General features: G+C 56.8%; 29 protein-coding genes. 22 read left to right on the top strand and 7 right to left on the bottom strand.

Annotated features, from left to right (window positions below):
• Positions 1 to 5: 5 nt before the first annotated feature.
• The gene (gene crp / locus AC0TOY_RS02780; protein WP_000242758.1) at positions 6 to 638 is read right to left on the bottom strand and encodes a cAMP-activated global transcriptional regulator CRP; all 633 of its coding nucleotides are present in this window, start codon (positions 636 to 638) and stop codon (positions 6 to 8) included.
• 311 nt (positions 639 to 949) lie between these two features.
• On the opposite strand from crp, the gene AC0TOY_RS02775 reads away from it, so the two are divergent.
• Positions 950 to 1,354 carry an OsmC family protein gene (locus AC0TOY_RS02775; protein ID WP_473721465.1) on the top strand — a complete coding sequence of 135 codons (405 nt, stop codon included), beginning with the start codon at positions 950 to 952 and terminating at the stop codon, positions 1,352 to 1,354.
• 66 nt (positions 1,355 to 1,420) lie between these two features.
• Here the strand turns inward: AC0TOY_RS02775 and AC0TOY_RS02770 are convergent, their stop codons facing one another.
• Genes AC0TOY_RS02770 through AC0TOY_RS02760 form a run of 3 tightly spaced genes read right to left on the bottom strand, consistent with a single transcriptional unit; the run spans position 1,421 to position 3,558 of the window.
• Positions 1,421 to 2,290, bottom strand: a complete 870-nt coding sequence (locus tag AC0TOY_RS02770) for a phosphoribulokinase (protein ID WP_008503017.1) — start codon at positions 2,288 to 2,290, stop codon at positions 1,421 to 1,423.
• A 30-nt stretch (positions 2,291 to 2,320) separates the two neighbouring features.
• Positions 2,321 to 2,539, bottom strand: a complete 219-nt coding sequence (locus AC0TOY_RS02765; RefSeq protein WP_008503016.1) for a YheU family protein — start codon at positions 2,537 to 2,539, stop codon at positions 2,321 to 2,323.
• On the bottom strand, positions 2,536 to 3,558 hold the full coding sequence (locus AC0TOY_RS02760; RefSeq protein ID WP_032648359.1) for a hydrolase: 1,023 nt from the start codon (positions 3,556 to 3,558) through the stop codon (positions 2,536 to 2,538). Before AC0TOY_RS02760 ends, AC0TOY_RS02765 begins: the two co-directional genes overlap by 4 nt.
• A 228-nt stretch (positions 3,559 to 3,786) precedes the next feature.
• Between AC0TOY_RS02760 and mdcA the strand changes: the two genes are divergently transcribed.
• From mdcA to mdcH, 8 genes are all read left to right on the top strand, one after another.
• Positions 3,787 to 5,442 carry a malonate decarboxylase subunit alpha gene (gene mdcA / locus AC0TOY_RS02755; RefSeq protein ID WP_061716378.1) on the top strand — a complete coding sequence of 552 codons (1,656 nt, stop codon included), beginning with the start codon at positions 3,787 to 3,789 and terminating at the stop codon, positions 5,440 to 5,442.
• Positions 5,442 to 6,299, top strand: coding sequence for a triphosphoribosyl-dephospho-CoA synthase (locus AC0TOY_RS02750; protein WP_473721464.1), 858 nt, complete (start codon positions 5,442 to 5,444; stop codon positions 6,297 to 6,299). The genes mdcA and AC0TOY_RS02750 overlap by 1 nt, the downstream gene beginning before the upstream one ends.
• A 9-nt stretch (positions 6,300 to 6,308) precedes the next feature.
• On the top strand, positions 6,309 to 6,608 hold the full coding sequence (gene mdcC, locus AC0TOY_RS02745) for a malonate decarboxylase acyl carrier protein (protein WP_473721463.1): 300 nt from the start codon (positions 6,309 to 6,311) through the stop codon (positions 6,606 to 6,608).
• Positions 6,601 to 7,434, top strand: a complete 834-nt coding sequence (locus AC0TOY_RS02740; protein ID WP_267217666.1) for a biotin-independent malonate decarboxylase subunit beta — start codon at positions 6,601 to 6,603, stop codon at positions 7,432 to 7,434. Before mdcC ends, AC0TOY_RS02740 begins: the two co-directional genes overlap by 8 nt.
• Complete coding sequence (gene mdcE, locus AC0TOY_RS02735; protein WP_417928055.1) at positions 7,434 to 8,234, top strand: biotin-independent malonate decarboxylase subunit gamma; 801 nt, start codon at positions 7,434 to 7,436, stop codon at positions 8,232 to 8,234. The genes AC0TOY_RS02740 and mdcE overlap by 1 nt, the downstream gene beginning before the upstream one ends.
• A gap of 128 nt (positions 8,235 to 8,362) precedes the next feature.
• Positions 8,363 to 9,322 carry an AEC family transporter gene (locus tag AC0TOY_RS02730; RefSeq protein WP_024907941.1) on the top strand — a complete coding sequence of 320 codons (960 nt, stop codon included), beginning with the start codon at positions 8,363 to 8,365 and terminating at the stop codon, positions 9,320 to 9,322.
• A 2-nt stretch (positions 9,323 to 9,324) separates the two neighbouring features.
• Complete coding sequence (locus AC0TOY_RS02725; protein WP_267217667.1) at positions 9,325 to 9,942, top strand: malonate decarboxylase holo-ACP synthase; 618 nt, start codon at positions 9,325 to 9,327, stop codon at positions 9,940 to 9,942.
• Complete coding sequence (gene mdcH / locus AC0TOY_RS02720) at positions 9,942 to 10,838, top strand: malonate decarboxylase subunit epsilon (RefSeq protein ID WP_473721462.1); 897 nt, start codon at positions 9,942 to 9,944, stop codon at positions 10,836 to 10,838. Before AC0TOY_RS02725 ends, mdcH begins: the two co-directional genes overlap by 1 nt.
• 62 nt (positions 10,839 to 10,900) lie before the next feature.
• Here the strand turns inward: mdcH and AC0TOY_RS02715 are convergent, their stop codons facing one another.
• A complete protein-coding gene (locus AC0TOY_RS02715) occupies positions 10,901 to 11,833 on the bottom strand; it encodes a LysR family transcriptional regulator (RefSeq protein WP_473721461.1) in 933 nt (310 codons plus the stop codon).
• A gap of 15 nt (positions 11,834 to 11,848) precedes the next feature.
• Positions 11,849 to 13,753 (bottom strand): ABC transporter ATP-binding protein, encoded by a 1,905-nt coding sequence (locus tag AC0TOY_RS02710; protein WP_473721460.1) that lies wholly within the window; start codon positions 13,751 to 13,753, stop codon positions 11,849 to 11,851.
• Between the two features lie 138 nt (positions 13,754 to 13,891).
• On the opposite strand from AC0TOY_RS02710, the gene kefG reads away from it, so the two are divergent.
• From kefG to slyD, 4 genes are all read left to right on the top strand, one after another.
• Positions 13,892 to 14,443, top strand: coding sequence for a glutathione-regulated potassium-efflux system ancillary protein KefG (gene kefG / locus AC0TOY_RS02705; protein WP_014885493.1), 552 nt, complete (start codon positions 13,892 to 13,894; stop codon positions 14,441 to 14,443).
• A complete protein-coding gene (gene kefB, locus AC0TOY_RS02700; RefSeq protein WP_208763306.1) occupies positions 14,443 to 16,248 on the top strand; it encodes a glutathione-regulated potassium-efflux system protein KefB in 1,806 nt (601 codons plus the stop codon). The genes kefG and kefB overlap by 1 nt, the downstream gene beginning before the upstream one ends.
• 13 nt (positions 16,249 to 16,261) lie before the next feature.
• On the top strand, positions 16,262 to 16,462 hold the full coding sequence (locus AC0TOY_RS02695; RefSeq protein ID WP_010436300.1) for a YheV family putative zinc ribbon protein: 201 nt from the start codon (positions 16,262 to 16,264) through the stop codon (positions 16,460 to 16,462).
• Positions 16,463 to 16,556: 94 nt separating this feature from the next.
• Positions 16,557 to 17,147 (top strand): peptidylprolyl isomerase, encoded by a 591-nt coding sequence (gene slyD / locus AC0TOY_RS02690; protein WP_024907947.1) that lies wholly within the window; start codon positions 16,557 to 16,559, stop codon positions 17,145 to 17,147.
• Between the two features lie 51 nt (positions 17,148 to 17,198).
• On the opposite strand, the gene AC0TOY_RS02685 is transcribed toward slyD, so the two are convergent.
• Entirely contained in the window at positions 17,199 to 17,417 is a 219-nt protein-coding gene (locus AC0TOY_RS02685) for a protein SlyX (RefSeq protein ID WP_024907948.1), read from the bottom strand.
• A gap of 238 nt (positions 17,418 to 17,655) precedes the next feature.
• Here AC0TOY_RS02685 and fkpA point away from each other — a divergent pair, with 238 nt between their 5' ends.
• From fkpA to AC0TOY_RS02640, 9 genes are all read left to right on the top strand, one after another.
• Complete coding sequence (gene fkpA / locus AC0TOY_RS02680; protein ID WP_023309460.1) at positions 17,656 to 18,474, top strand: FKBP-type peptidyl-prolyl cis-trans isomerase; 819 nt, start codon at positions 17,656 to 17,658, stop codon at positions 18,472 to 18,474.
• 166 nt (positions 18,475 to 18,640) lie between these two features.
• Complete coding sequence (locus AC0TOY_RS02675) at positions 18,641 to 19,363, top strand: helix-turn-helix transcriptional regulator (protein ID WP_045330517.1); 723 nt, start codon at positions 18,641 to 18,643, stop codon at positions 19,361 to 19,363.
• On the top strand, positions 19,363 to 19,749 hold the full coding sequence (gene tusD, locus AC0TOY_RS02670) for a sulfurtransferase complex subunit TusD (RefSeq protein ID WP_023294706.1): 387 nt from the start codon (positions 19,363 to 19,365) through the stop codon (positions 19,747 to 19,749). Before AC0TOY_RS02675 ends, tusD begins: the two co-directional genes overlap by 1 nt.
• Positions 19,749 to 20,108 (top strand): sulfurtransferase complex subunit TusC, encoded by a 360-nt coding sequence (gene tusC / locus AC0TOY_RS02665; protein WP_024907950.1) that lies wholly within the window; start codon positions 19,749 to 19,751, stop codon positions 20,106 to 20,108. Before tusD ends, tusC begins: the two co-directional genes overlap by 1 nt.
• Before the next feature lie 7 nt (positions 20,109 to 20,115).
• Positions 20,116 to 20,403 carry a sulfurtransferase complex subunit TusB gene (tusB, locus tag AC0TOY_RS02660; RefSeq protein ID WP_024907951.1) on the top strand — a complete coding sequence of 96 codons (288 nt, stop codon included), beginning with the start codon at positions 20,116 to 20,118 and terminating at the stop codon, positions 20,401 to 20,403.
• A 124-nt stretch (positions 20,404 to 20,527) separates the two neighbouring features.
• Positions 20,528 to 20,902: a 30S ribosomal protein S12 gene (rpsL, locus tag AC0TOY_RS02655; RefSeq protein ID WP_000246815.1), complete on the top strand. Its 375-nt coding sequence runs from the start codon at positions 20,528 to 20,530 to the stop codon at positions 20,900 to 20,902.
• Between the two features lie 96 nt (positions 20,903 to 20,998).
• The gene (gene rpsG / locus AC0TOY_RS02650; protein ID WP_004106370.1) at positions 20,999 to 21,469 is read left to right on the top strand and encodes a 30S ribosomal protein S7; all 471 of its coding nucleotides are present in this window, start codon (positions 20,999 to 21,001) and stop codon (positions 21,467 to 21,469) included.
• Between the two features lie 96 nt (positions 21,470 to 21,565).
• The gene (gene fusA, locus AC0TOY_RS02645) at positions 21,566 to 23,680 is read left to right on the top strand and encodes an elongation factor G (protein WP_008503004.1); all 2,115 of its coding nucleotides are present in this window, start codon (positions 21,566 to 21,568) and stop codon (positions 23,678 to 23,680) included.
• A gap of 69 nt (positions 23,681 to 23,749) precedes the next feature.
• Positions 23,750 to 24,100: GTP-binding protein (locus AC0TOY_RS02640; RefSeq protein ID WP_171048787.1), on the top strand; the 351-nt coding region annotated here is incomplete at its 3' end.

The following is a 24,100-nucleotide window of genomic DNA, read 5'->3' as shown; positions in this document are numbered from 1 at the left end:
CGGAATTAACGCGTTCCGTAGACCACGATGGTTTTACCGTGGGCGGAGATCAGGTTTTGATCTTCCAGCATTTTCAGGATACGGCCCACAGTCTCACGGGAGCAACCGACGATCTGACCAATTTCCTGACGGGTAATTTTAATTTGCATGCCGTCCGGGTGGGTCATGGCGTCTGGCTGTTTCGCGAGGTTCAGCAGGGTCTGTGCGATACGGCCGGTAACGTCCAGGAAGGCGAGGTTGCCCACTTTCTCTGAGGTGACCTGCAGACGGCGCGCCATCTGGGAAGAAAGACGCATCAGGATGTCAGGGTTAACCTGAATCAGCTGACGGAACTTCTTGTAAGAAATTTCAGCCACTTCACATGCTGTCTTTGCACGAACCCAGGCGCTACGTTCCTGGCCCTCTTCAAACAGGCCCAGTTCACCGATGAAATCGCCCTGGTTCAGATAAGAAAGGATCATCTCTTTCCCTTCTTCATCTTTGATCAGCACTGCCACCGAGCCTTTAACGATGTAATACAACGTTTCCGCTTTTTCACCCTGGTGAATCAGCGTGCTCTTCGATGGGTACTTATGAATGTGGCAATGAGACAAGAACCATTCGAGAGTCGGGTCTGTTTGCGGTTTGCCAAGCACCATGCGCTGTTATCCTCTGTTATAAGCTGTCACCAGAGTCATCAGATGCATCCGGACTCTGGGGTTGCAATCGAATTCTTACCCATACCCTGGGAAGTCGGCTACCGTAACGTTTCGCAGCCAGTAAAGTTTGATGTCCTCTGCATACATGTGTAACGTCAATGTATTACTGTAGCATCCTGAGTGTTTTAGCATAGCTTTCGCCGCGTGTCTCCTGGTGTCTCGCTTCAGCATGATGCAGGTCGCCTTCCATTGCGAGAAATGTAACGCACGCGTAATCTGTCACCAAAAATGCAACGTTGGAGTTTAAGAATATGCAAGCGCGCGTGAAGTGGGTTGAAGGTTTAACGTTCCTGGGCGAATCCGCGTCAGGGCACCAGATTTTGATGGACGGTAACTCCGGCGATAAAGCGCCCAGCCCAATGGAAATGGTGCTGATGGCGGCAGGAGGATGCAGCGCTATTGACGTGGTGTCGATTCTGCAAAAAGGTCGTCATGACGTGACGGATTGTGAGGTTAAACTCACGTCAGAACGTCGCGAAGAGGCGCCACGCCTGTTCACCCATATTAATCTGCACTTTGTGGTCACCGGTAAAGAGTTGAAGGACGCAGCGGTCTCGCGTGCGGTGGACCTGTCTGCGGAGAAGTACTGCTCTGTGGCGTTAATGCTGGAGAAAGCGGTAAAAATCACGCATTCGTATGAAGTGGTCGAGGCTTAATTATTGGGGCATCGTGCGTGTTGATGCCCTCACCCTAACCCTCTCCCACAGGGAGAGGGAACATGTTCACGCAATCTGCTTCCCTTCCATCAGTCGCTCCACCAGCGGCGTCATGATGAGCTCCATCGCCAGCCCCATTTTTCCGCCCGGCACGACTAACGTATTCATGTGCGAAATAAACGAGCCCTGCAGCATGGCCAGTAGCCAGGGGTAATCAATGCCTTCGAGATTGCGGAAATGGATCACCACAAAGCTCTCATCAAGGGACGGGATACTTTTGGCGGCAAACGGGTTGGAGGTGTCCACCGTCGGCACGCGCTGGAAGTTGATATGGGTACGGGAGAACTGCGGCGTCAGGAAGTTGATGTAATCTTCCATGGAGCGCACCACCGAGTCCATCACCGCCTCTCGCGAATGGCCGCGCTCGCTCATGTCGCGCGTCAGCTTCTGGATCCACTCCAGGTTAACGATAGGGACCACGCCGACCAGCAGGTCCACGTGGCGCGCCACGTCGTGTTGAGGGGTGACCACGCCACCGTGCAATCCTTCGTAAAACAGCACGTCGGTGGGTTCCGGCAGCGGTTGCCACGGGGTGAACGTCCCCGGCACCTGATTCCAGGGAACAGCTTCATCATAGGTATGCAGATACTTGCGGGACTGCCCTTTGCCGCTCTGACCGTACTCTATAAAGGTTTGTTCCAGCAGGCCGAAGTCATTGGCTTCCGGGCCGAAATAGCTGATGTGTTTACCCAGATCGCGCGCTTTACGGATGGCCATGTCCATCTCCGGACGCGTGTAGCGGTGAAAGCTGTCGCCTTCGACCTCAGCCGCACGAAGATTCAGCTGGGCGAAAATCTTGCGAAAGGCGAGGCTGGTGGTGGTGGTTCCCGCACCACTCGACCCCGTAACGGCAATAACCGGATGTCTGGCAGACATAGCAACTCCCTGACTTAAAAGGGTGGAAGATCAGCCGTGAAACGCGTTGCGGGGCATGATATTGACCGTCTCATGCAGTTCTGACCACACCAGCACCACGTCGCCGCTTTTCAGCTGGCGCTTTACATCGTTGACCTTTTGCTCAAGCGAGCGTTCCTGTTCACCATAATCGGTGCCTTCGCGTAATACAAAGCTTTCAATCAGATTATCGAGCGTTTCGGGAGCCAGATCCTGCCAGGGAATAATCATTTTGCACCGTCCAGATAAGGGGTTAGCCAGTCAGGAATACGCGTCTCAAGCCACATTTTCGGGCGGCGCAGCGTACCGCCGATAAACCCGACGTGGCCGCCGTGCTCGGTCAACTGATAGTGAACGTTGTCGGGCAGGAATTCCTGAGCGGGGATCGAGTGATGATCCATAAACGGGTCATCTTTGGCATGAATGATCAGCGTCGGCTGCGTGATCTTGCTGAGCAGCGGCATGGCGCTGCACTGACGATAATAGTCAATCGCATCGGCGAAGCCGTGGATTTTCGCGGTGATCAGGTCGTCGAACTCGCGAATACGACGCACCTTTTTCAGCTGACGCAGGCTGACCGGCAGGGTATCCGGGTAGGCTTTCAGCTTACGCGCCGCGTTGGCCTTCAGCAGGTTGAGCAGGTAGCGCTGATAGACGCGGGAAAAGCCTTTATCCATGTGGTAGCTGCACTGCTCCAGCATAAACGGTGCGGAGACAATGACGGCGGCATCCAGCGGGACGCTTTCACCCTCTTTGGCCAGCAGGCAGGCCAGCATATTGCCGCCCAGCGAGTAGCCCACCGCGGCGGTCGGCACGGTGCCAAAGTTGTCCCGTAGCCAGTGTAAAAACCACGTTCCGTCTTCGGTTTCACCCGAGTGATAAATGCGTTTCTGACGATTCGGTTCGCCGCTGCAGCCGCGAAAATGCATCACCACGCCGAGCCAGCCGCGCGCTTTTGCCGCCTCAATTAACCCGTGTGCATACGGGCTGTGCAGGCTGCCTTCCAGACCGTGAAAGACCACCAGACGCGGCTTATGGCGGGCCTGCTCCGGCGCTTCGCTCCAGGCGAGATCCAGAAAATCACCGTCTGGCAGGTCAAGCCGCTGCCAGTGTGGGGTGAACTGAACCTTGCGGCGGATCAGTCGCGGCAGCATGGTCTGCAAATGGCGATTGGCCACGCCGCGCATAGGCACGAACTCAGTGCTGTCTTCGGCCGCAATGTCGAAGTCTGATGGAATGATTTGGGTCATAAGGGCGATGCTGATTCTTGTCAGAAATTTACGGTACTTTCCGAATTGTACCCCGTTTAGCCTGGTTTTCCGAAACATGAACTGATCCCGATCACAAATCTTTACCTTGATTATTACTCTCAGGCTAATGATTCCACTCTACGCTTAATTGATGCCTTTCTCACCAGAGCGCACACTTTACTCAACGTTAAGCAAATCAAAATGATTAGCTGAATCAGGAGGTTAATAATGTTATCTGGGCAAACACCCACCCGGCAATGGAACACGCGACGCAGCGAAAAAGCGCGTCGCCTGGCGTCCGTACCGGTGCAGGGCAAGGTACTGCCAACCGGCGATCTTGTCGCCATGCTGGAAAAACTGATCGCGCCTGGCGACAAGGTCGTTCTGGAAGGTAACAACCAGAAGCAGGCGGATTTCCTTTCCCGCTCGCTGGCCGAAGTGAATCCGCAAATTGTCCACGACCTGCATATGATCATGCCGAGCGTCGGCCGCAGCGAGCATCTGGATATCTTCGAGAAAGGCATCGCCCGCAAGCTGGATTTCTCCTTCTCCGGGACGCAGAGCCTGCGAATCTCCCAGCTGCTGGAAGACGGTCAGCTCGAAATCGGCGCAATTCACACCTACATCGAACTTTACTCACGTCTCTACGTCGACCTGTCGCCCAACGTGGCGCTGATTGCCGGCTTTAAAGCCGACCGCAAAGGCAACCTCTACACCGGGGCGAGCACCGAAGATACCCCGGCGCTGGTGGAAGCCGCTGCGTTCCACGACGGCATCGTCATCGCGCAGGTGAACGAGCTGGTGGACGACGAATGCGAGCTGCCGCGCGTGGATATCCCGGGCTCCTGGATCGATTACGTCGTGGTTGCCGACAAGCCGTTCTTTATCGAACCGCTGTTCACCCGCGACCCACGCCTCATTAAACAGGAACATATCCTGATGGCGATGATGGCCATCAAAGGCATCTACGCGGAGCACCAGGTGCAGTCCCTGAACCACGGTATCGGCTTTAACACCGCAGCGATCGAGCTGCTGCTGCCTACCTACGGCGAACAGCTCGGCCTTAAGGGCAAAATCTGTAAACACTGGACGCTGAACCCCCATCCGACGCTGATCCCCGCCATCGAAAGCGGTTGGGTGGAGAGCGTGCACTGCTTCGGCGGCGAGCTGGGGATGGAAGAGTACATCCGTGCTCGTCCGGACGTCTTCTTTACCGGTGCCGACGGCTCTATGCGTTCCAACCGTGCCTTCTGTCAGCTGGCAGGTCAGTACGCGGTGGATATGTTTATCGGCTCTACGCTGCAGGTAGACGGCTACGCCAACTCCTCAACCGTGACCCGCGGTCGTCTTTCCGGCTTCGGCGGTGCGCCAAACATGGGCCATGACCCGCACGGTCGCCGCCACGCCACGCCGGCCTGGCTGAACATGATCACCGAGCCGGACCCGATGCAGCGCGGTAAAAAGCTGGTCGTGCAGATGGTCGAAACCTTCCAGGCAGGCGTGAAGCCAACCTTCGTGGAAAAACTCGATGCCGTAGACGTGGCGAAAGCCTCCGGCATGCCGCTGGCACCGGTGATGATTTACGGCGATGACGTGACGCACGTGCTGACGGAAGAGGGGATTGCCTACCTCTACCGGGCGAAAGATCTGGAAGAGCGTCGGGCCATGGTTGCCGCCGTCGCGGGGATCACCGACATCGGCCTGGGCGTGGACGCCAAACGCGTGGCGGAACTGCGCCAGAGCGGCAAGGTTGTGTATCCGGAAGATATGGGGATTCGCCGCACTGACGCCGCCCGCTCTCTGCTGGCTGCGGGCAGCGTGTCTGACCTGGTGGAATGGTCCGGCGGTTTGTATAACCCACCTGCGAAATTCCGGAGCTGGTAATGAAACTTCTCCCCCAGATTCAGGTTGAAGGCGGTGCCGAATGGCTGGCGCGAACCGCCACGCAGTGTCTGATTGACGAAGCACGTTTAAGCCCGAAACCCGGTCTGGTGGACAGTCGGGGGAACGGCGCGCACCACGATTTATCCCTTGCGCTGATGGAGCGCTCCGCGCACAGCCTGACCTCCACGTTTCAGGCGCTGGCGCAGCAAAGCTGGCAGCGTCCGGCAGATATCGCACTTCGGCAAACCGTCGGGCGACTCGGTCGCGAAGGCGAGCAGCAAATGATGTCCGCAACCGGAGGCGTAAACACCCATCGCGGCGCGATTTGGGCGCTGGGATTGCTGGTCAGCGCGGTGGCGATGCTCGGCGGTGATGCCAGGGCGCAAGACGTCGCCCGCACCGCCGCACAGCTGGCGAGACTGCCGGACGACGCGGCGCCGAAGGTGTTCAGTAAAGGCCTGCGCGCCACGCACCGTTACCGCGTGCCGGGCGCGCGTGAAGAGGCGCAGCAGGCGTTTCCGCACGTTATGCAGCGTGCGCTGCCGCAGCTTCGTCTGAGCCGCCTCAACGGCAGCAGCGAAACGCACGCCAGGCTCGACGCGCTGATGGCCATCATGACCTCACTCACCGACACCTGCGTGCTGTCACGTGCCGGAATGGAAGGGCTTGACGCCATGCAGGACGGCGCCCGTGCGGTGCTGAACGCCGGCGGCAGCGCAACGCCTGCGGGCCAGCAGGCGCTGGCCAGGTTAGACCGTCAGATGCTGGCGCTCAACGCCTCACCGGGCGGCGCTGCCGACCTGCTTGCCGCCACGCTGTTTCTCGACCGCATCGAAACGCCAAATTCAAAGCATTAAGAGGATGTTATGGAAAAAATCACATTGACCGTGCCAGCCAGCCGCGCGTTGAGCGGCAGGGCGCTGGCAGGGGTAGTTGGCTCCGGGGATATGGAGGTGCTCTTCACCGCCGAACCGGGCCAGATGCTAAGCATTGATATCACCACCTCAGTCGACAACAGTCGGGGTCGCTGGGAGGCGCTGTTCAACCGTCTGCAAACCGTCAGCAGCCTGCCCGCAGGGAAGTTGACCATCCACGACTTCGGCGCGACGCCGGGCGTGGCCCGCATTCGCATCGAACAGGTTTTTGAGGGGGTGAGCCATGCGTGATGACAGCAGCTTTATCGAACTGAAAGCGCGCCAGCGCGCGCAGGCTCTGCTCGACGAGGGCAGCTACCGCGAACTGCTGGATCCGTTTGAAGGCATTATCTCTCCGTGGCTTGGGCCACAGGGCATTGTGCCGCAGGCGGACGACGGCATGGTGGTAGCGAAAGGCACCATCAACGGCAAGCCTGCCGTCGTCGTGGCGATTGAAGGCGCGTTCCAGGGCGGCAGCATGGGCGAAGTGTCCGGTGCCAAAATGGCGGCGGCGCTGGAGCTGGCGGCGGAAGATAACCGCAACGGCATTCCGACTCAGGCGGTGCTGTGCCTCGAAACCGGCGGCGTGCGCCTGCAGGAAGCGAATCTCGGCCTGGCGGCGATTGCCGATATCCACGCCGCGATTGTTGACCTGCGCCGCTACACCCCGGTGGTGGGAATTGTGGCCGGGACCGTGGGCTGCTTCGGCGGGATGTCCATCGCGGCAGCGCTGTGCAGCTACCTGATTGTGACCCGCGAAGCGCGTCTTGGTCTTAACGGCCCGCAGGTTATCGAGCAGGAGGCGGGCATTGAGGAGTACGACTCCCGCGATCGTCCGTTTATCTGGAGCATGACCGGCGGCGAAGTGCGCTATCAAAGCGGGCTGGTGGATGCGCTCGTCGGCGACGGTATCAACGCGGTGAAACAGGCGATGAACGACGCGATTGCTAAAGGCGTTCCCGCGAAACACCGCACCGACAACTACGACGATTACCTGAACCGTTTAACGAATTTCGACACCCGCAAACAGGCCGATGCCGAACAGATTAACGCGCTTTTTGCCCGGGAGGTGAAATGATGAGTAATTCAAAAAGCCGTGGCGAGCTCTGGCTGGAAACCCTCGCCCCGAATGCCAAACGTCTCGCGGGGCTGTGCCCGTCCGTCCAGGCGGCAGACGGTGAGCTTAACGGCGAGGCGGTGCGCTTTGTCGCCGTGGTGCCGGATGCCCACAACCACTTCCCGCGCGCGGCGAAAGGGGAAGTCGGTCTGCTGGAAGGCTGGTGGCTTGCGAAAGTGGTCAGCGAAACCGTCGCGGCGGATGCCGATAAAGCCGTGAAGCGCCCGATTGTGGCGGTGATCGACGTCCCAAGCCAGGCCTATGGCCGACGCGAAGAGGCGTTTGGTATTCATCAGGCGCTGGCCGGTGCGGCGGCAGCCTATGCTAACGCGCGCCTGGCCGGTCACCCGGTGATTGGGCTGATCGTCGGCAAGGCAATGTCCGGCGCGTTCCTGGCGCACGGCTACCAGGCCAACCGTCTGATCGCCTTTAATGACAAGGGCGTGCTGATCCATGCGATGGGCAAAGAGTCCGCGGCGCGCATCACGCTGCGAACCGTCGAGGCGCTGGAAAAACTGGCGGCGACCATTCCGCCCATGGCGTACGACATCGGCAACTACGCCACGCTGGGGCTGCTCTCTAACCTGCTGGATATCAGCAACCCGGATGCCCCCTCCGATAACGATCTGACGCTGGTGAAAACCACCCTGCAACAGGCCATCAGTGACGCTCGTCAGGACACCACGTTGAAAAACCGTCTGGGTGCTGACAACCGCAGCAGCTCGGCGCTCGTACGCGAACGTATGCGAGCCAGCTGGTAAGTAAAAAAAAAGACCTGCCAGAGATGCAAACCCCGTGGGCGCGCCCGCTGCGCCCGCGCGGGAGCCTGCATCCTGAAAAATAATAAACATCGCACCAGTGCTAAAACTTTTTTTACTACAGGTGATTTATGACTTACGTAATTGTTCATGCTCTTGCACCGATTTTCGTCATCATGCTGCTGGGATTCTGGGCCGGTAAGGCAAAGATGGTCGATAACAAAAACGTTTCCCTGCTCAATATATTCGTCATGGATTTTGCACTGCCTGCCGCGCTGTTTAGCGCCACCGTGCAAACGCCGTGGACCGGCATCGTGGCGCAGTCGCCGCTGATTCTGGTTCTCACTCTGGCGATGTGGATCACCTATGCGGCCATCTACTTCCTCGCCACGAAAGTCTTTAAGAAATCCCCGCAGGACGCGGCCGTGCTGACCCTGACGGTAGCTTTACCGAACTATGCAGCGCTTGGCCTGCCGATTCTGGGCAGCGTGCTGGGTGAAGGTTCGTCCACGTCGCTTTCCGTTGCGGTCTCTATTGCCTGCGGTTCGGTGCTGATGACCCCGTTCTGCCTGCTGATTCTGGAGCGTGAGAAAGCACGCGCCGAGGGGAATAACTCGGGCTCGACGCTCTCCATGCTGCCAGTGCTGATGTGGCGCTCCATTAAAAAACCGATCGTGATGGGCCCGCTGCTGGGCGTGATTCTTTCCGCCATTGGGATCAAAATGCCGGAACTGGTTCTTGCAGCGATTAAACCGCTGGGGCTGTCCGCCACCGCTGCCGCGCTGTTCCTGACCGGGGTGATCCTCTCTGCCCGTAAGCTGCAGATCAACACCATGGTGATTACGTCAACCATCGCCAAGCTGCTGATTCAGCCAGCGATTGCCTGGGGTATTGTGCTGATCTTCGGCCTGCATGGCTCCGTGGCGATCACCGCTATCCTGATGATTGCACTTTCTGCGGGCTTCTTCGGCGTGGTGTTCGGTAACCGCTTTGGCGTGCAGTCGCCGGATGCTGAAGCCGTGCTGCTGTTAAGCTCCGTACTGTGTATCCTGTCGCTGCCGCTGTTTATCTCGCTGACTTCAGGAATGTAATCATGACCACAACATTACGCCCGCACGACCTCATCTGGCTTACCGCGCGCGACGCGCTGGAAGGCATCACCGAATCCTGGGTGGAGGCGGCCTGGCATACCGGCCTGCCGGTGGTGGTGCGGCGTGATGTTGACAGTGAAGGCCGGATCCCCGTTGGCGTGCGCGGATTGCGCCGAGACCAGCGGGCGGCCGGGTGGGTGAAGCCGGAAAACGTGTTACGCGTGGTTTCACCGGAAGACCTGAGCGTTGCGGCCGATCTGCTGCGCTCGCCGTTTGTTACCCAGCCACCCGTTCAGGTGGCGCTGCAGCTTTCTCAGCAGGCGTGGCCGTGGACGTGGGGCATTACCGGCAGCACCGGCTACGCGCTGGCGACCGGTATTCCGGTTATTCATGCCGACAGCGATCTTGATCTGCTGATCCGCGCCCCGCACGCCGTTTCCCCTGATGCGTTTGCTGGCTGGCAGTCTCAGCTTAGCCGCGCACTGTGCCGTGCGGATACGCAGGTGGATACCCCCGAGGGTGGCTTTGCGCTGGCGGAGTGGCTGCGCGACGGCAACACGCTGCTGAAAACCTGCCGTGGACCGCGCCTGGTGGCGGATCCGTGGCGCAGGGAGGAGTGATGAAAATACTGTTTACCTTTCCGGGACAGGGCACGCAGCACGAAGGCATGCTGCAAAACCTGCCGGGAACGGAACTGGCTCAAGCGCATGAGGTGCTTGGCGCCGAAGTGGATACGCTGGATAGCGCAGACGCATTAACCCACACCCGCGCGGTTCAGCTTTGCCTGCTGATTTCAGGCGTGGCCTGGGCGCGCGAGCTGGAACGGCGCGGCGTGACGGCGGATATCGTCAGCGGGCTGTCCATCGGCGCTTATCCGGCGGCGGTTATCGCAGGCGCACTGGACTTTTCGGACGCGCTGAAGCTGGTGGCGCTACGCGGTGATTTGATGGAACAGGCGTACCCGCACGGCTACGGCCTGACGGCCATCATGGGCTTAACCCTGCCGCAGGTGGAGGACCTTATCCAGGGCACCGGAACCTACATTGCCAACCTGAACGCTGAAACGCAGATCGTGATTGCCGGAAGCGATGACGGGATGGCGCAGGCGGCGGCACGCGCGCTGGCGAAAGGGGCGAGCAAGGCCAAACGGCTGGCGGTCAGCGTGCCGTCCCACTGCGAACTGCTGGCGGAACCGGCACAAAAGCTGGCGGCGGCGTTTGAATCGGTTACGCTTTCACGCCCACGCTGCGCCTATCTGAGCGGCAGCACCGGGCGCGTGCTGTGGCAGCCGGAAAAGATCGCCGACGATCTGGCGATGAACATGGCGCGTACGGTGCGCTGGCAGGAGGCGATGATTTCAGCGAATGAACGCGAAGCCCGGCTGGCGATTGAAATGCCGCCTGGCGGCGTACTGACCTGCCTGACGCGTCAGGCGCAGTGGGAAGGAGAGACGATTTCACTGGAGCGCAGCGGGGTGGACGTGGCGGTGCATCTGGCGAAGCGGCTTCAGCGGTGAGAATTTTGCCCGGTAGCGGCTGCGCCTTACCGGGCCTACGGGTTCGATTGCCTTGTTTTGTATCACGTACTTTCCTGCAGGCTGCGCGCATACATCCGCCCTTCGGCGGCTAATGCCCGCAGGCTCGGGTCCTGCTCGCGGTTGCGGGCAAAGACGATCGCGATCAGCTGCTGCATCTGGTACGGCTCCGCCAGCTTCAACAGCTGCACGGAATTCTCATACACTTTCTTCATCCTGCCCGGCATTAGCGTAAATCCAACACCTGCCTGCACCAGGCTGAGCATCGAGAAAATGTCATTCACCCGAGTAACTATCTCCGGCTCGAAACCGGCGATATGAAAGGCTTCCTGAAACCCTGCATAGGTGGCGAACCCTTCTGCCAGAGCGACAAATTTCTGGTCTTTGTAATCACGCAGATCCGCGGGTCCGCGGGTATTCAGCGTGGCGGAAGCCGGTGCGGCAAGGAAGATGTCGTCATGAAACAGGGGCAGCACTTCGAGGCTGTTACGGTCAATGTCGCTTTCGGAGATGGAGATAAGAATCGCGTCCAGCGAGCCTTCATCCAGCATGTGCAGCAGGGTGTCGTTGGAGCCCATCGTCAGATCCATCTCCAGATCCGGACGGCGCAGCTTCATGCCCATGATCAGACGCGGCACGGTTTCCAGGGTGAGCGAGTAGAGCGTCCCGACTCGCAGCCGCCCCTGACCGATCCCGGCAATTTTGCGCGACTCTTCCAGCCCGCGCTCCATCACCTGCATCACCTCCTGGCAGTACTCCAGCAGCGTCCAGGCGGAAGGCAGGGCAATCAGGTTGCGCCCCTTGTGGGTGAAGAGCGGGCAGCGCACGTTCTCTTCCAGGGTGTGCAGCGCACGGTGCACGCTGACGCCGCTCAGGCCCAGAGTTTCGGCGGTACGCGCGATATTCCCCTTCTCCATAAACGTCATGAAGATGCTGAGCTTGCGGAATGTAATCTCGCTCGTGTTATCGAAACTCATAACCCTCCCGGTGGATTAGTCAGCCTGCAGCATCGCTTCCAGCTGTTCCTGAGCGTCCAGCCACGCCATCTCGCACTCTTCGAGGCTGGATTTGGTTTTCGCCTGGGTTTGCAGGCAGTCCGTCAGCTCAGCCTTGCGGCTCTGGTCATACAGCCCGCTGTCGCCGAGCTTCTCTTCAACAGCGGCAAGCGTGGCGTTGAGTTTTTCCATCTCTTTTTCGAGACGGGCAATCTCTTTACGCAGCGGCTGCGTCTGGGTGCGCAGCTCCGCTTCACGACGCTTCTGGTCTTTACGCGCCTGCGCGCTGTTGGCGTTGTCTTTTGCCGATTCCTCCGGCTGGTTCTCCTGCTTCTGCACGTCCGTCAGCCACTGCTGGTAGTCTTCCAGATCGCCGTCGAACGGTTCGACTTTGCCGCCATGCACTAAGTAGAGATCGTCCGTGGTGGAGCGGATCAGGTGACGGTCGTGCGAAACCACCACCAGCGCGCCTTCGAACTCAATCAGCGCTTCGGTCAGCGCCTGGCGCATGTCGAGATCCAGGTGGTTGGTTGGTTCATCGAGCAGCAGCAGGTTCGGGCGCTGCCAGACGATCAGCGCCAGCACCAGACGGGCCTTTTCTCCGCCGGAGAAGCGCTCGGTGTTTTCCGTCACCTTATCGCCCTGGAAGCCGAAGCCGCCGAGATAGTCGCGCAGCTTCTGCTCCATCTCCTGCGGCGCCAGACGCGCGAGGTGCTGAATCGGCGATTCATCCGCGCGTAAAAATTCCAGCTGATGCTGGGCGAAGTAGCCAAGCTTGATGCCCTTCGCCAGGCCGATTTCACCGCTGACCGGGTTAAGCTCGCCCGCCAGCAGCTTGATCAGCGTTGATTTACCGGCGCCGTTACGCCCCAGCAGGCCAATGCGCGAACCCGGCACCAGGTTGAGCTTGATGGAGTCGAGAATAATGCGGTCGGCATAGCCCGCGCTGACCTTCTCCATCTTCAGCAGCGGGTTCGGCAGACTTTCCGGCTCGCGGAAGCTGAAGTGGAACGGGTTATCCACGTGCGCCGGGGCAATCATCTCCATGCGTTCCAGCATCTTGATGCGGCTCTGGGCCTGCTTGGCTTTTGAGGCTTTGGCCTTAAAGCGATCCACGAAGCTCTGCAGGTGCGCCACGCGCTGCTGCTGGCTTTCGTACATGGACTGCTGCTGGGCAAGACGCGTCGCGCGCTGGCGCTCGAACGAGCTGTAGTTGCCGGTGTACTCGAACATCGTTTGCTGTTCGATATGAATGATTTTATCCACTACCGGGTCGAGGAAGTCTCGGTCGTGGGAGATCAGAATCAGAGTGCCCTGATAGCTCTTGAGCCACTTCTCCAGCCAAATAACCGCATCGAGATCGAGGTGGTTAGTCGGTTCATCGAGCAGCAGCAGGTCAGAGCGGCAGATCAGCGCCTGCGCCAGGTTGAGGCGCATACGCCAGCCGCCGGAGAAGTCGCTGACCGGGCGTTCCAGCTGTTCATTGCTGAAGCCCAGGCCGTGCAGCAGGCTGGAGGCGCGGGAGCGAATGGTCCACGCGTCAATGGCGTCCAGCTTGCCGTGAACGGTGGCAATGGCGTGGCCGTCGTTGCGCTCGTTAGCGGCGTTAAGTTCCGCCTCGAGCTTACGGTATTCCCGGTCGCCGTCGATAACATAGTCGAGTGCCGGTTCGCTCAGCGCCGGCGTCTCCTGGTTTACCCAGGCGAGCTGCCAGTTCCCCGGGAAGGTAAAGTTACCGCCATCCGCGCTAATCTCGTTTTTCAGCAGTGCCAGCAGGGTGGATTTACCACAGCCGTTTTTGCCGACCAGGCCCACTTTTTGGCCCGGGTTGATGGTAGCAGTGGCGTTATCCAGCAGGACGCGCACGCCGCGACGAATTTGTAACGAGGAGAAAACAATCATAGAAGCGCCGTATGTTCCGACTATGTTAATTTGTCATTATGATAATGTAAGGTGTGGGCCATTTTCCGCACCGGGCCGCCATGGTAGCCCAAAACAACGACGATACACAAAAACAGAAACAAGACCGGGAGGGGAATGATGTCTCAGACAGCAAAAGTGCTGCTGCTGTATGCCCATCCGGAATCTCAGGACTCGGTGGCAAACCGGGTGCTGCTTAAGCCGGCCACACAGCTCAGCAACGTGACGGTGCACGATCTCTACGCGCACTATCCTGATTTCTTTATTGATATCCCTTACGAGCAGGAACTGCTGCGTCAGCATGACGTCATTGTGTTCCAGCATCCGCTTTACACCTACAGCTGTCCGGCGCTGCTCAAAGAGTGGCTGGACCGCGTGCTGAGCCGGGGCTTCTCCAGCGGGGTGGGGGGCAACCAGCTGGCGGGAAAGTACTGGCGTAGTGTGATCACCACCGGAGAGCCGGAAAGTGCTTACCGCCACGACGGGCTGAACCGCTATCCGATGAGCGATATTCTGCGGCCTTTCGAGCTGACGGCGGCGATGTGCCGTATGCACTGGATGAGCCCGATTATTGTCTACTGGGCCCGACGTCAGGATCCGAAAGAACTGGCCAGCCACGCCAGAGCCTATGGTGAATGGCTGGCGTCACCGATTCCGGCAGGAGGTCGTTAATGGAAGGATCGAATTTGCTCCTCGCCGGGGTGCTGTTTTTATTTGCGGCCGTCGTCGCGGTGCCGCTTGCGGCACGCATTGGTATCGGTGCGGTGTTGGGGTATCTGCTGGCGGGGATCGCGATTGGCCCTTGGGGACTGGGATTTATCAGCGATGTAGATGAGATTCTCCATTTCTCCGAACTGGGCGTGGTGTTCCTGATGTTCATCATCGGGCTGGAACTGAATCCTTCGAAATTGTGGCAACTCCGACGCTCTATCTTTGGCGTGGGCGCCGCGCAGGTGATGTTCAGCGCCGCGATCCTGGGTGGCCTGTTAATGCTGACCAACTTTTCATGGCAGGCGGCGGTGATTGGCGGGATAGGCCTTGCGATGTCGTCGACGGCGATGGCGCTGCAGCTGATGCGCGATAAAGGGATGAATCGCAACGAAGCCGGCCAGCTCGGCTTTTCGGTGCTGCTGTTCCAGGATTTGGCAGTCATCCCGGCTCTGGCGCTGGTGCCGCTGCTGGCGGGGTCCGGAGACGATCACTTCGACTGGGCGAAAATCGCCATGAAGGTGCTGGCCTTCGCGGGCATGCTGATTGGCGGTCGTTTCCTGTTACGTCCCGTATTCCGCTTTATTGCCGCGTCGGGCGTTCGCGAGGTATTTACCGCCGCGACGCTGCTGCTGGTGCTGGGGTCGGCGTTGTTTATGGACGCGCTGGGGCTGTCGATGGCGCTCGGGACCTTTATCGCCGGGGTGCTGCTGGCGGAGAGCGAGTATCGGCACGAGCTGGAAATTGCCATCGATCCCTTCAAAGGGCTGCTGTTAGGCCTGTTCTTTATTTCGGTGGGGATGGCGCTCAACCTTGGCGTGCTCTATACCCATCTGCTGTGGGTTGTGGTGAGCGTCGCCATCCTGGTGGCGGTGAAAACGCTGGTGCTGTACGTCATGGCGCGCATTTATGGCTTGCGCAGTTCGGAACGCATGCAGTTTGCCAGCGTGTTAAGCCAGGGGGGCGAGTTCGCGTTTGTGCTGTTCTCTACCGCCTCCTCCCAGAAGTTGTTTAAAGACGATCAGATGGCGCTTTTGCTGGTAACGGTCACGCTGTCGATGATGACCACGCCGCTGCTGATGAAGCTGGTGGATAAACTGCTGTCGCGCCGCCTGAATCCCACTGACGATGAAGACGAAGCACCGTGGGTGGAAGACGACAAGCCGCAGGTGATTGTGGTGGGCTTTGGTCGTTTTGGACAGGTTATCGGGCGTTTGCTGATGGCGAACAAAATGCGCATTACGGTACTGGAGCGGGATATCAGCGCGGTTAACCTGATGCGTAAATATGGCTATAAGGTTTACTACGGCGACGCGACCCAGCTCGAGCTGCTTCGCTCGGCGGGGGCGGAAGCGGCAGAGTCCATCGTGATTACCTGTAACGATCCGGAAGACACGATGAAGCTGGTGGAGCTGTGCCAGCAGCATTTCCCGCATCTGCATATTCTGGCGCGTGCGCGGGGACGTGTTGAAGCTCACGAATTGTTGCAGGCGGGTGTGAAACACTTCTCCCGTGAGACATTCTCCAGCGCGCTGGAGCTGGGCCGTAAGGCGCTGGTCTCGCTCGGCATGCATCCGCATCAGGCGCAGCGCGCCCAAATGCACTTCCGCCGGCTGGATATGCGGATGCTGCGCGAGCTAATGCCGGTCCATACCGATACGGCGCAGATCTCCCGCGTGCGGGAAGCACGTCGCGAGCTGGAGGAGATCTTTCAGCGCGAGATGCAGCAGGAACGACGCCAGCTCGATGGCTGGGATGAATTTGAATAAAGGGTAACGAAAGATGGCTGTACGTAAACGCTTTATCGCGGGTGCAAAATGCCCGACCTGCCAGGCGCAAGATACCCTGGCGATGTGGCGGGAAAATAATATTGATGTTGTTGAGTGTGTTAAGTGCGGTCACCAGATGCGTGAGGCCGACAAAGAGGCCCGCGATCACGTTCGCAAAGAAGAGCAAGTTATCGGGATTTTTCATCCGGACTAGCGATATGCCCTGAGTTTTTTTAAGCTAAAGGGTACACAGGTGCAGATTTCCGCTACAATCTGCGCCAGCAATTTTCCCACGCTCAGGAGATATCATGAAAGTAGCAAAAGACCTGGTGGTCAGCCTGGCCTATCAGGTACGTACAGAAGACGGTGTGTTGGTTGATGAGTCTCCGGTGAGTGCGCCGCTTGACTACCTGCATGGTCACGGTTCCCTGATTTCCGGCCTGGAAAACGCGCTGGAAGGTCATGAAGTTGGCGACAAATTTGACGTTGCTGTAGGCGCGAACGACGCTTACGGTCAGTATGATGACAACCTGGTTCAGCGCGTTCCTAAAGACGTGTTCATGGGCGTTGACGAACTGCAGGTTGGCATGCGCTTCCTGGCTGAAACCGACCAGGGCCCGGTTCCTGTTGAAATCACCGAAGTGGAAGATGACCACGTCGTGGTTGACGGTAACCACATGCTGGCTGGCCAGAACCTGAAGTTCAACGTAGAAGTTGTTGCGATCCGTGAAGCGACCGAAGAAGAGCTGGCTCATGGCCACGTTCACGGTGCGCACGGTCACGACCATGACCACGATCACGGCCACGACGGCTGCTGCGGTGGTCACGGCCACGACCATGGTCACGACCACGATCACGGTAAAGGTGGTTGCGGTAACGGCGGCTGCGGTTGCCACTAATTCCGTCATGCGGAAAATAAAAAAGCGGGATAATCCCGCTTTTTTTACGCCTCAATAATGAGGAGGTGGCGTCTCTTCCGACTGAGAGGCAATGTTCGACGGCTGCGTAGCCTTCAGCTTTTCCGTCAGCAGGCGCATATGATCCCGCAGTTTTGCCATTTCGAGCTCATGTGCGGTCACGGTCTGGTTTAGCTCTTCGATGGTGATGTCCTGAAAAGCCAGGCGGCTTTCCAGCTCAGCCATTCTCGCTTCTAATGCTGTATCCTTCATCATTCACCTCGTTTATTTCAGATTCGCCATATTGGTCCTGCGGCGGCGCAGTTTAACCGAGTTTATCCTTAAGTACAGTCCGCATCCCCTTGGCAGGAAACTTATTTAAACAAAAATAGTCTGAAAAGTGGCGAGAATTGGAAGTGTCTGTCTGTAGATTTCTTCCGCAACGTTTTATAGTACGTAACTCATTTACGTTTAACGCTGGGGTGAGAGTCCCCAGGCCCTGGAGATATGGATGAAATCACTGTTTAAAGTAACGCTGCTGGCGACGACGATGGCTGTTGCGCTGAACGCGCCGCTGTCATTCGCTGCTGATACTGCTGCGAAGCCTGCTGCCACTGCAGACAGCAAAGCGGCGTTCAAAAATGACGACCAGAAATCTGCCTACGCACTGGGCGCATCTCTGGGCCGTTACATGGAAAACTCTCTGAAAGAACAAGAGAAACTGGGCATCAAACTGGATAAAGCTCAGCTGATCGCGGGCGTTCAGGACGCATTTGCAGATAAGAGCAAACTGTCTGACCAGGAAATTGAACAGACTCTGCAGGCGTTTGAAGCGCGCGTGAAGGGTGCCGCGCAGACTAAGATGGACGCGGACGCTAAAGACAACGAAGCGAAAGGCAAAGCCTACCGCGACACCTTTGCTAAAGAGAAGGGTGTGAAAACCTCTTCGACTGGCCTGGTGTACAAAGTTGAGAAAGAAGGCACCGGCGATGCGCCTAAAGACAGCGACACCGTTGTTGTGAACTACAAAGGTACGCTGATCGACGGTAAAGAGTTCGATAACTCTTACACCCGCGGTGAGCCGCTCTCCTTCCGTCTTGATGGTGTGATCCCGGGCTGGACTGAAGGCCTGAAAAACATCAAGAAAGGCGGCAAGATCAAGATGGTTATCCCACCGGATCTGGCCTATGGCAAAACCGGCGTGCCAGGTATCCCTGCCAACTCTACGCTGGTCTTTGACGTAGAGCTGCTGGACATCAAACCGGCACCGAAAGCGGATGCCAAGGCAGACGCGCCGGCTGACGATAAAGCCGCTGCTGCTAAGAAGTAATGCTGAAAAAAAACCGCCGCCTTTAAGGCGGCGGTTTTTTATTGTGGGGCAGATATAATTAACACTGGAAAGCGTTAGGCACGCTGTATTAATTTAGTTGTCCGTGTAGATAATGAGCCTGCCCTGAAAACCTAACGACAGGCTCCTGAAAAGGAGTGTTTTTTTCATGTCCAGGTCGCTTTTAACCAACGAAACCAGTGAACTTGATTTACTGGATCAACGTCCTTTCGATCAGACCGACTTCGATATTCTGAAATCCTATGAAGCGGTAGTGGACGGGTTAGCGATGCTCATTGGCTCCCACTGCGAAATCGTATTGCACTCCCTGCAAGATCTGAAGTGTTCCGCCATCCGCATTGCGAATGGTGAGCATACTGGCCGTAAAATTGGTTCGCCAATTACCGACCTTGCATTGCGTATGTTGCATGACATGACCGGCGCGGACAGCAGCGTCTCCAAATGCTATTTCACCCGCGCCAAAAGCGGCGTGCTGATGAAGTCAGAAACCATCGCGATTCGAAACCGCGAGCATCGCGTGATTGGGCTGCTGTGCATCAACATGAACCTTGATGTGCCATTCTCGCAGATCATGAGCACCTTTGTTCCACCCGAAACGCCGGATGTTGGCTCTTCTGTTAACTTTGCCTCTTCCGTCGAAGATCTTGTGACGCAGACGCTGGAGTTCACTATTGAAGAGGTGAATGCCGACCGCAACGTCTCGAACAACGCCAAGAATCGTCAGATTGTGCTCAATCTCTATGAAAAAGGGATTTTTGATATTAAAGACGCCATCAACCAGGTGGCCGATCGTCTGAACATCTCCAAGCACACGGTCTATCTCTATATTCGCCAGTTCAAAAGCGGTGATTTCCTGGGACAAGACAAGTAATGCGTTTTGCGTTAATGGTGACAGGCCCGGCGTACGGGACTCAGCAGGCCAGCAGCGCGCTGCAGTTTGCGCATGCGCTGCTGGCAGCCGGACATGAGCTGGCGAGCGTCTTCTTCTATCGGGAAGGGGTGTATAACGCGAACCAGTTTACGTCACCGGCGAGCGATGAGTTTGACGTGGTGCGCGGCTGGCAGGCACTAAACGAAAAGCAGGGCGTAGAACTGCATATCTGCGTCGCGGCGGCACTGCGCCGCGGCGTGACAGATGCAACCGAAGCCGCGCGTCTTGGTTTATCGGGTTCTAACCTGCAGCCCGGTTTTTCGTTAAGTGGTCTGGGTGCACTGGCACAGGCGGCATTAACCTGCGACAGAGTGGTGCAATTCTGATGAAGCGCGTGGCATTTGTTTTTACGTCTGCGCCGCACGGCAGCGCTTCCGGCCGCGAAGGGCTGGATGCGTTACTTGCGACGTCCGCGCTGACCGAAGATATCGGCGTCTTCTTTTTGGGGGACGGGGTGTTTCAGCTTCTGGCGGGTCAGCAGCCACAGGCCATTCTGGCGCGGGATTACATCGCTACCTTCAAAGTGTTGCCGCTGTACGACATTGAAAACCTTTATGTCTGCGCCGACTCGCTGGCCGCTCGCGGTTTGGATGAGAAGACGCCTTTCGTGCTGGATGTGACCGTCCTGTCTTCTGCTGCATTGCGCGAACACCTTTCCCACTACGACACCGTTCTGACTTTCTGAGGCCGCCATGCTCCATACTCTGAGCCATTCACCGTGGCAATGTGATATCGACGCGTTACTGAGTATGCTGCGCGAAGGTGACGATCTGCTGCTGATTCAGGATGGCGTGCTTGCCGCACTGGAAGGCAGTCGTTTCGTTGAAATTCTCACGAACGCCCCCATAACAGTCTCTGCGCTGAAAGACGATCTGGATGCGCGGGGTCTTTCTGGTCAAATTTCAGCCAAAATTGACGTGGTTGGCTATACTGATTTCGTCAATCTTACTGTGACGCACGCCAGTCAAATGAACTGGTGATCTGAGATCGCTGTATATTTCTTGACACCTTTTCGACGTAGCCCTAAAATTTCGCGTCCTCATATTGTATGAGGTCGATTTATTACGTGTTTACGAAGCAAAAGCTAAAACCAGGAGCTATTTAATGGCAACAGTTAACCAGCTGGTACGCAAACCACGTGCACGCAAAGTTGCGAAAAGCAACGTGCCTGCGCTGGAAGCCTGCCCGCAGAAACGTGGCGTATGTACTCGTGTATATACCACCACTCCTAAAAAACCAAACTCCGCACTGCGTAAAGTATGCCGTGTGCGTTTGACTAACGGTTTCGAAGTGACTTCCTACATCGGTGGTGAAGGTCACAACCTGCAGGAGCACTCCGTGATCCTGATCCGTGGCGGTCGTGTTAAAGACCTTCCGGGTGTTCGTTACCACACCGTTCGTGGTGCGCTGGACTGCTCAGGTGTTAAAGACCGTAAGCAGGCTCGCTCCAAGTACGGCGTGAAGCGTCCTAAGGCTTAATGGTTCTCCGTTAAGTAAGGCCAAACTGATTTATCTTAATGTCACACTAAACTCTTTGAGTTTTGGACAATCCTGAATTAACAACGGAGTATTCCCATGCCACGTCGTCGCGTCATTGGTCAGCGTAAAATTCTTCCAGATCCGAAATTCGGATCAGAACTGCTGGCAAAATTTGTAAATATCCTGATGGTAGATGGTAAAAAATCTACTGCAGAAGCAATCGTATACAGCGCGCTTGAGACCCTGGCTCAGCGTTCTGGTAAAAATGAACTGGAAGCTTTCGAAGTCGCTCTCGACAACGTTCGCCCAACTGTAGAAGTTAAGTCCCGCCGCGTTGGTGGTTCTACTTATCAGGTTCCAGTTGAAGTTCGTCCGGTTCGTCGTAATGCCCTGGCAATGCGTTGGATCGTTGAAGCTGCTCGTAAACGCGGTGATAAATCCATGGCTCTGCGTCTGGCGAACGAACTTTCTGATGCTGCAGACAACAAAGGTACTGCAGTTAAGAAACGTGAAGACGTTCACCGTATGGCAGAAGCCAACAAGGCGTTCGCACACTACCGTTGGTAATCCCTTCGGAGTCTTAGTCACCAGGCGGGCGCTTCAGAGAAGCCGCCCGCTCTGGGTAACTTAACTGAACGCCTAAAGATATAAACGAGGAATCAAATGGCTCGTACAACACCCATCGCACGCTACCGTAACATCGGTATCAGTGCGCACATCGACGCCGGTAAAACCACTACTACCGAACGTATTCTGTTCTACACCGGTGTAAACCACAAAATCGGTGAAGTTCATGACGGCGCAGCCACCATGGACTGGATGGAACAGGAGCAGGAGCGTGGTATCACCATCACCTCCGCAGCGACTACTGCATTCTGGTCAGGTATGGCTAAGCAGTACGAACCGCATCGCGTAAACATCATCGACACCCCAGGGCACGTTGACTTCACCATCGAAGTAGAACGTTCCATGCGTGTTCTTGACGGCGCGGTAATGGTTTATTGCGCAGTTGGTGGTGTTCAGCCACAGTCTGAAACCGTATGGCGTCAGGCGAACAAATATAAAGTTCCACGCATCGCGTTCGTTAACAAAATGGACCGTATGGGTGCTAACTTCCTGAAAGTTGTTGGTCAGATCAAAACCCGTCTGGGCGCGAACCCTGTTCCGCTGCAGCTGGCAATTGGTGCTGAAGAAGGCTTCACCGGCGTTATCGACCTGGTGAAAATGAAAGCCATCAACTGGAACGATGCAGACCAGGGCGTTACCTTCGAATACGAAGATATCCCAGCTGCAATGCAGGACCTGGCTGACGAATGGCACCAGAACCTGATCGAATCCGCTGCTGAAGCTTCTGAAGAGCTGATGGAGAAATACCTGGGTGGTGAAGAACTGACTGAAGAAGAGATCAAAAAAGCTCTGCGTCAGCGCGTTCTGAACAACGAAATCATCCTGGTAACCTGTGGTTCTGCGTTCAAGAACAAAGGTGTTCAGGCGATGCTGGATGCGGTAGTTGACTACCTGCCATCCCCGGTTGACGTTCCTGCGATCAACGGCATCCTGGACGACGGTAAAGATACCCCGGCTGAGCGTCACGCAAGCGACGAAGAGCCATTCTCTGCACTGGCGTTCAAAATTGCTACCGACCCATTCGTGGGTAACCTGACCTTCTTCCGCGTTTACTCTGGTGTGGTTAACTCCGGTGACACCATCCTGAACTCCGTGAAAGCGGCGCGTGAGCGTTTTGGCCGTATCGTACAGATGCACGCTAACAAACGTGAAGAGATCAAAGAAGTTCGTGCGGGCGACATCGCTGCAGCTATCGGTCTGAAAGACGTGACCACTGGTGACACCCTGTGTGACCCGGATCACCCGATCATTCTGGAGCGTATGGAATTCCCAGAGCCGGTAATCTCCATCGCAGTTGAACCAAAAACCAAAGCTGACCAGGAAAAAATGGGTCTGGCTCTGGGCCGTCTGGCGAAAGAAGACCCATCATTCCGCGTATGGACTGATGAAGAATCTAACCAGACCATCATCGCTGGTATGGGTGAACTGCACCTGGACATCATCGTTGACCGTATGAAGCGTGAATTCAACGTTGAAGCGAACGTGGGTAAACCTCAGGTTGCTTACCGCGAAGCGATTCGCGCGAAAGTTACCGACATTGAAGGTAAACACGCTAAGCAGTCTGGTGGTCGCGGTCAGTACGGTCACGTTGTGATCGACATGTACCCACTGGAGCCGGGCTCTAACCCGAAAGGTTACGAGTTCATCAACGACATCAAAGGTGGTGTAATTCCTGGCGAATACATCCCAGCCGTTGATAAAGGCATCCAGGAACAGCTGAAAGCGGGCCCTCTGGCTGGCTATCCGGTTGTTGACATGGGTGTTCGTCTGCACTTCGGTTCTTACCACGACGTTGACTCCTCTGAACTGGCGTTTAAACTGGCTGCGTCTATTGCCTTTAAAGAAGGCTTTAAGAAAGCAAAACCAGTTCTGCTTGAGCCAATCATGAAGGTTGAAGTAGAAACTCCTGAAGAGAACACCGGTGACGTTATCGGTGACTTGAGCCGTCGTCGCGGTATGCTGCGTGGTCAGGAATCCGAAGTAACTGGCGTTAAGATCCACGCTGAAGTTCCGCTGTCTGAAATGTTCGGATATGCAACTCAGCTGCGTTCTCTGACCAAAGGTCGTGCATCATACACCATGGAATTCCTGAAGTATGATGATGCGCCTAACAACGTTGCTCAGGCCGTTATTGAAGCCCGTGGTAAGTAATCCACAGGATTAAAACCTAAGTCCCGTGCTCTCTCCACAGGGGAGAGCACTATAGTAAGGAATATAGCCGTGTCTAAAGAAAAATTTGAACGTACAAAACCGCACGTCAACGTTGGTACTATCGGCCACGTTGACCATGGTAAAACTACCCTGACTGCTGCAATCACTACCGTTCTGGCTAAAACCTACGGTGGTTCTGCTCGTGCATTCGACCAGATCGATAACGCACCAGAAGAAAAAGCACGTGGTATCACCATCAACACTTCCCACGTTGAATATGACACCCCGACTCGCCACTACGCACACGTAGACTGCCCAGGCCACGCCGACTATGTTAAAAACATGATCACCGGTGCTGCGCAGATGGACGGCGCGATCCTGGTTGTTGCTGCGACTGACGGCCCAATGCCTCAGACTCGT

This window comes from Enterobacter sp. PL_is379 (assembly GCF_055817355.1).
The sequence above is the reverse complement of the archived record's forward strand: the minus strand, read 5'-3'. Positions and strand labels throughout refer to the sequence as shown.

Excerpts from the sequence above, each read along its gene's own strand:
- fusA (WP_008503004.1), top strand. The coding sequence starts at position 21,566 with ATGGCTCGTACAACACCCATCGCACGCTACCGTAACATCGGTATCAGT.
- AC0TOY_RS02770 (WP_008503017.1), bottom strand. The coding sequence starts at position 2,290 with ATGTCTGCCAGACATCCGGTTATTGCCGTTACGGGGTCGAGTGGTGCG.
- AC0TOY_RS02765 (WP_008503016.1), bottom strand. The coding sequence starts at position 2,539 with ATGATTATTCCCTGGCAGGATCTGGCTCCCGAAACGCTCGATAATCTG.
- AC0TOY_RS02750 (WP_473721464.1), top strand. The coding sequence starts at position 5,442 with ATGAAACTTCTCCCCCAGATTCAGGTTGAAGGCGGTGCCGAATGGCTG.
- AC0TOY_RS02730 (WP_024907941.1), top strand. The coding sequence starts at position 8,363 with ATGACTTACGTAATTGTTCATGCTCTTGCACCGATTTTCGTCATCATG.
- tusB (WP_024907951.1), top strand. The coding sequence starts at position 20,116 with ATGCTCCATACTCTGAGCCATTCACCGTGGCAATGTGATATCGACGCG.
- tusD (WP_023294706.1), top strand. The coding sequence starts at position 19,363 with ATGCGTTTTGCGTTAATGGTGACAGGCCCGGCGTACGGGACTCAGCAG.
- rpsL (WP_000246815.1), top strand. The coding sequence starts at position 20,528 with ATGGCAACAGTTAACCAGCTGGTACGCAAACCACGTGCACGCAAAGTT.
- slyD (WP_024907947.1), top strand. The coding sequence starts at position 16,557 with ATGAAAGTAGCAAAAGACCTGGTGGTCAGCCTGGCCTATCAGGTACGT.
- mdcA (WP_061716378.1), top strand. The coding sequence starts at position 3,787 with ATGTTATCTGGGCAAACACCCACCCGGCAATGGAACACGCGACGCAGC.
- AC0TOY_RS02760 (WP_032648359.1), bottom strand. The coding sequence starts at position 3,558 with ATGACCCAAATCATTCCATCAGACTTCGACATTGCGGCCGAAGACAGC.
- tusC (WP_024907950.1), top strand. The coding sequence starts at position 19,749 with ATGAAGCGCGTGGCATTTGTTTTTACGTCTGCGCCGCACGGCAGCGCT.
- AC0TOY_RS02775 (WP_473721465.1), top strand. The coding sequence starts at position 950 with ATGCAAGCGCGCGTGAAGTGGGTTGAAGGTTTAACGTTCCTGGGCGAA.
- AC0TOY_RS02710 (WP_473721460.1), bottom strand. The coding sequence starts at position 13,753 with ATGATTGTTTTCTCCTCGTTACAAATTCGTCGCGGCGTGCGCGTCCTG.
- AC0TOY_RS02685 (WP_024907948.1), bottom strand. The coding sequence starts at position 17,417 with ATGAAGGATACAGCATTAGAAGCGAGAATGGCTGAGCTGGAAAGCCGC.
- kefG (WP_014885493.1), top strand. The coding sequence starts at position 13,892 with ATGTCTCAGACAGCAAAAGTGCTGCTGCTGTATGCCCATCCGGAATCT.
- AC0TOY_RS02675 (WP_045330517.1), top strand. The coding sequence starts at position 18,641 with ATGTCCAGGTCGCTTTTAACCAACGAAACCAGTGAACTTGATTTACTG.
- mdcH (WP_473721462.1), top strand. The coding sequence starts at position 9,942 with ATGAAAATACTGTTTACCTTTCCGGGACAGGGCACGCAGCACGAAGGC.
- AC0TOY_RS02725 (WP_267217667.1), top strand. The coding sequence starts at position 9,325 with ATGACCACAACATTACGCCCGCACGACCTCATCTGGCTTACCGCGCGC.
- AC0TOY_RS02740 (WP_267217666.1), top strand. The coding sequence starts at position 6,601 with ATGCGTGATGACAGCAGCTTTATCGAACTGAAAGCGCGCCAGCGCGCG.
- fkpA (WP_023309460.1), top strand. The coding sequence starts at position 17,656 with ATGAAATCACTGTTTAAAGTAACGCTGCTGGCGACGACGATGGCTGTT.
- kefB (WP_208763306.1), top strand. The coding sequence starts at position 14,443 with ATGGAAGGATCGAATTTGCTCCTCGCCGGGGTGCTGTTTTTATTTGCG.
- AC0TOY_RS02695 (WP_010436300.1), top strand. The coding sequence starts at position 16,262 with ATGGCTGTACGTAAACGCTTTATCGCGGGTGCAAAATGCCCGACCTGC.
- crp (WP_000242758.1), bottom strand. The coding sequence starts at position 638 with ATGGTGCTTGGCAAACCGCAAACAGACCCGACTCTCGAATGGTTCTTG.
- rpsG (WP_004106370.1), top strand. The coding sequence starts at position 20,999 with ATGCCACGTCGTCGCGTCATTGGTCAGCGTAAAATTCTTCCAGATCCG.
- AC0TOY_RS02715 (WP_473721461.1), bottom strand. The coding sequence starts at position 11,833 with ATGAGTTTCGATAACACGAGCGAGATTACATTCCGCAAGCTCAGCATC.
- mdcE (WP_417928055.1), top strand. The coding sequence starts at position 7,434 with ATGAGTAATTCAAAAAGCCGTGGCGAGCTCTGGCTGGAAACCCTCGCC.
- mdcC (WP_473721463.1), top strand. The coding sequence starts at position 6,309 with ATGGAAAAAATCACATTGACCGTGCCAGCCAGCCGCGCGTTGAGCGGC.